The 2,034-nt window shown below is 45.6% G+C and carries 1 protein-coding gene; it reads left to right on the top strand.

Annotated features, from left to right (window positions below; genetic code table 11):
- The coding region (locus WH96_RS20810) for an FG-GAP-like repeat-containing protein (RefSeq protein ID WP_047766173.1) at positions 1–2,034 on the top strand (2,034 nt) is incomplete at both ends.

Below are 2,034 nucleotides of genomic sequence, written 5' to 3' on the forward strand. Positions count from 1 at the left end.
ATGCCCAGACGAGTAGTACAACAACGGTAGCGGGTTCTCTTGAGGGGGAGTTTGCGGTTGATGACAGTGGGGCAGCAACCTATTCCCTGCCGATTTCGGTCTCGCCTGGAATTGCGGGCAATGAACCGCGGCTGGCTTTGTCTTATTCCTCTCAGACGGGTAATGGTCCTTTGGGTGTTGGCTGGGGGCTTTCAGGTCTTTCTCCGATAACTCGCTGTGGTCAACGTCTGGTCCCCCATGGCAAGATCCACGGTGTTGATTTCTCAAATGAGGATCGTTTCTGTCTGGATGGTCAGCGCTTGGTCGCTGTTTCTGGAGACTATGGAGCAGATGGCACGGAATACCGTACCGAGATTGAAAGTTATGCCAAGGTTATTTCGAACGGCACTGCTGGCACAGGCCCTGAGAGTTTTACAGTCTGGAGCAAGGGCGGTCTGGTTCTGGAATATGGTGTGACAGATGACAGTCGCATCGAAGCCATCAAGGCAGATGGCACAGCGCGTTCCGAAGCGCGGATCTGGGCACTGAACAAACAGTCTGACCGATCAGGCAATGCTATCACCTACAGCTATACCGAAGATCAAAGCAACGGCTCATACCGCATCAACCGTATTGATTACGGCGGCAATGCCACAGCTGGGACGGCAGCCACTTCCTCAGTGCGCTTTGTCTATGAAGACCGCACCGATATTCGCACATGGTATCAGGCTGGAGCCAAGATCACACAGGATCAGCGTCTGAAGAATATTCAGACCTATGAAGCTGAAACGCTGGTTGCGGATTATAGGGTGGAGTTTGATAATGACGGATTATTAGAACTTTCAAAGTTATCGACTATTACTCAATGTTCTGCTGATGCTTGTTTACAGCCGATAACAATAGAGTACCTTGAAAATACTGTATCTGAAGGCTATCAACCTTTTATTCACTTCCCTGGTAGTAGTGGAAGTTGGTCGTCATATAAGTCCTATTTTCACGACGTGGATGGAGATGGCTTAACCGATCTGACTATGGGGTATTTTGGAACTTCTGGAGTACATACCTATACCTTTATTGCCAAAGGTGATGGCCATTATGAACCCTATGTACATTTTCCTGGCGGCGGTGGAAATTGGTCATCATATAAGCCTTATTTTCATGACGTAAATGGTGATGGCTTAACCGATCTGATTATGGGATATTTTGGAACTTCTGGAGTACATACCTACACCTTTATCTCCAAGGGTGATGGCTATTATGAACCCTATGTACATTTTCCTGGAGGAGGAGGAGATTGGTCATCATATAAGCCTTATTTTCATGACGTAAATGGTGATGGCTTAGCTGATTTGATGATGAGGCACATAGGGTCTGCTGGAATAAATATCTTTACCTTTTTATCAAAAGGGGATGGTAGCTTTCAAAATTACAAACACTTCTCTAGCGGAGGAGATTGGTCCGCATATACCCCTTACTTTCATGACGTAAATGGAGATGGCAATACAGACATGTTGGCCCTTTCTGTCAGGGCCCCTCTTCATGTATTTACATTTATGTCAAAAGGGGATGGCAGCTTTCAAAATTACAAACACTTCTCTAGCGGAGGAGATTGGTCCGCATATACCCCTTACTTCCACGATGTAAATGGAGACACCTTAACCGATTTAATTATGGGACGATTTGGTGTCTCTGGTATTGATACTTTTGCATTTTTATATAACTCAAAAAAATATCCTTCATTATTGAATAAGATCACCACTTCCCGCGGTCATGAAACATCCATCAGTTACACGCCTTTAACTGATAAGTTTGTTTATTCGAAAGGCAGTGGAGCTGTTTATCCTGAGCAGGATTATGTTTCACCTTTGTCTGTTGTTCAGTCAGTTGAACGTGATGATGGTATCGGGGGTAAGCGTAAAATTGAGTACAGTTATGCAGGCGCCAAGGTAGATGTGAAGCGTGGATCATTCCTGGGGTTCAAGCAGATCACATCCAAAGATATGCAGAGGGAAACCGAGACTATCACCGATTATCGTCAGGACTGGCCCTTTGTGC

It is taken from the genome of Kiloniella spongiae (genome assembly GCF_001026905.1).
GTDB lineage: Bacteria > Pseudomonadota > Alphaproteobacteria > Kiloniellales > Kiloniellaceae > Kiloniella > Kiloniella spongiae.